General features: G+C 70.0%; 4 protein-coding genes. 3 read left to right on the top strand and 1 reads right to left on the bottom strand.

Annotation, left to right across the window (positions count from 1 at the left end; all coding sequences use genetic code 11):
* From AC1D2K_RS33475 to AC1D2K_RS33465, 3 genes are all read left to right on the top strand, one after another.
* Positions 1 to 923, top strand: a 923-nt coding sequence (locus AC1D2K_RS33475; RefSeq protein ID WP_478094586.1) for an asparaginase, incomplete at its 5' end; no start/stop codon positions are given.
* 4 nt (positions 924 to 927) lie between these two features.
* Positions 928 to 1,344: a hypothetical protein gene (locus AC1D2K_RS33470; RefSeq protein WP_478094584.1), complete on the top strand. Its 417-nt coding sequence runs from the start codon at positions 928 to 930 to the stop codon at positions 1,342 to 1,344.
* 18 nt (positions 1,345 to 1,362) lie between these two features.
* Positions 1,363 to 1,836 carry a DUF6152 family protein gene (locus tag AC1D2K_RS33465; protein ID WP_478094582.1) on the top strand — a complete coding sequence of 158 codons (474 nt, stop codon included), beginning with the start codon at positions 1,363 to 1,365 and terminating at the stop codon, positions 1,834 to 1,836.
* On the opposite strand, the gene adk is transcribed toward AC1D2K_RS33465, so the two are convergent.
* A partial coding sequence (gene adk, locus AC1D2K_RS33460) for an adenylate kinase (protein WP_478094580.1) occupies positions 1,837 to 2,424 on the bottom strand: 588 nt, incomplete at its 5' end.

Genomic DNA, 2,424 nt, shown 5'->3' with positions numbered 1-2,424 from the left:
ACAGTGCCGGCACTGCGAGCGACAACATCGGCTACACCGCCGGCGAGGTCGGCGTCGCCGATCTGCTGCACGGCATCGACGCTCCTGCTGGCATCGGGCTCGAGGCCGAGCAGGTGTCGCAGGTCGACAGCAAGGACATGGGCGTCGCCATCTGGCGGACGCTGGCGCAGCGCTGCGCCCACTGGCTCGCAGAGCCGGATGTGGCGGGCATCGTCATCACGCACGGGACCGACACGCTGGAGGAAACCGCGTTCTTCCTCCAGTCGGTGCTGGCGCCTTCGAAGCCGGTGGTCCTGACCTGCGCGATGCGGCCGGCCAGCGCCCTTGCACCCGACGGACCACAGAACCTGCGCGATGCCATCGTCGTTGCCGCGACGCCGCAGGCGTGCGGCGTGGTCGCCGTCTGCGCGGGGACCGTTCACGGCGCCCTCGAGGTCCGGAAGGTCCATACCTACAGGCTCGATGCCTTCGATTCGGGCGATGCCGGCCCGCTGGCCTATGTCGAGGAAGGCACGGTGCGCCTGCTCRGGTGCTGGCCGGCAGGCGACCCGGCCGCCCGAGCCGTCTTCGATCGCATGGCGGGCGCGGCGACCTGGCCCCGCGTGGAGATCCTCGCGAGCCATGCCGAAGCGCGCGGCACCCTCGTCGATGCGCTGCTCGAGGAGCGCCGGCGCGGCGCCGTCGAGCCGGTGCAGGGGATCGTGCTGGCCGCGACCGGCAATGGCACGCTGCACCACGCGCTGGAAGCCGCGGCGCTTCGGGCGCAGGCCGAGGGCGTGGCGGTGGTGCGCGCGACGCGCTGCGCCGAAGGRCGGATCCTGCCGAGACCCGACCAGCGGCTGCGCGACGCCGGGGCGCTGAGTCCGGTCAAGGCGCGGATCGCGCTGATGCTCGAACTGCAGGCGGCCGGCCCGGCCGCCTGACCCCATGCTCGACGCGCTGCGCACGATCCCTTGGGCCTATCCGGCGCTCGAGGTCGCGCACATCGTCGGCATCGCGCTGCTCCTGGGCAATCTGGTGGCGCTCGAGGTTCGGGTGTTCGGCCGTGCGGCCGCCTTGCCGATCATGGGGCTGGCCAGGCTGTCGCTGACCATCGCGCTGACGGGCTTCGCGCTCGCGGCAGCCAGCGGATCTCTGATGTTCGCCACTCAGCCCGCAGAGCTGCTCGCCAACCGCGTGTTTCTGGTGAAGATGGGGCTGTTGCTCGTGGCCGGCTGCAACGCGCTGTGGTTCCACGGCCGCCGCTCGCTGGCGAAACTTGACTGGCTGGCGCGGGTACAGATGTTGTCGTCCACTGCGATCTGGCTGGCCGTCGTGTTCTGCGGCCGCTGGATCGCCTACTGAGCGAAAGGAGCCCCCTGCATGAAACGTCGCAGCCTGATGTTCGCCGTTGCAGCGCTGCCCGCAGCGATGCCGTTCGCCTGGGCCCACCACGGATGGAGCAGTTTCGACCAGGACCGGCCGCTCTACCTGGAAGGCAAGGTGGTGAGCGCGCGCTGGCAGAACCCGCACGCCGAGCTGGTGATCGAAGTACCGCCCGACCTCAAGACGCCCGGCGACCTGTCGAAACGCGAATTGCCGGCGCAGAGCGCCCCGGTCGACGGCCCCGGCCTGCTGGCGAAGGCCACGGTGCCGCGACGCAAGGACCGTCAGTGGGAACTCGAGCTGGCGCCGCTGACGCGGATGGAGGCCTGGAAGGTGCGCGAGATCCAGCCGGGGACCCCTGTCTCGGCTGTCGGTTTCGGCACCAAGGACGAGAAGGGCGACGCCGTGATGCGGGTCGAGTACCTGTTCGTCGACGGCAAGGCCTACGGGCTGCGTTCCAGCCCGGCCTGATCAGCTGATCAGGGCGGCGAGCGCGCGCTGAGTGATGTCGTCGACGCTGCCGACACCGCTGATCGCGCGGTATTTGGGCGCCGCGGCCGGGTCGGCCTTGGCCCAGTTCGAGTAGTAGTCGACCAGCGGACGCGTCTGCTGGCTGTAGACCTCGAGCCGCTTGCGCACGGTCTCTTCCTTGTCGTCCTCGCGCTGGATCAGGTCCTCGCCCGTGARGTCGTCCTTGCCCGCGGTCTTCGGCGGATTGAACTTCAGGTGGTAGGTGCGTCCCGACGCCGGRTGYGARCGGCGCCCGCTCATGCGTTCGATGATGTCGGAGAAGGGCACGTCGATCTCGAGCACGTAGTCGAGCTTGACGCCGGCCGCGCGCATGGCCTCGGCCTGCGGAATGGTGCGCGGGAAGCCGTCGAAGAGAAAGCCCTGGGCGCAGTCAGGCAGCGCGATGCGCTCCTTGACCAGGTTGATGATCAGGTCGTCGCTCACCAGCGCGCCCGATGCCATGACGGCCTGGGCCTGCAGCCCGAGCGGCGTGCCGGCCTTGACGGCGGCGCRCAGCATGTCGCCGGTCGAGATCTGGGGGATGCCGTA

The sequence above is a fragment of the Variovorax sp. P1_H12_2 genome (genome assembly GCF_056405335.1).
This window is presented reverse-complemented; position numbering and strand designations above follow the sequence as displayed.

Coding starts and splice junctions, on each gene's coding strand:
- AC1D2K_RS33470 (WP_478094584.1), top strand. CDS start 928: ATGCTCGACGCGCTGCGCACGATCCCTTGGGCCTATCCGGCGCTCGAG.
- AC1D2K_RS33465 (WP_478094582.1), top strand. CDS start 1,363: ATGAAACGTCGCAGCCTGATGTTCGCCGTTGCAGCGCTGCCCGCAGCG.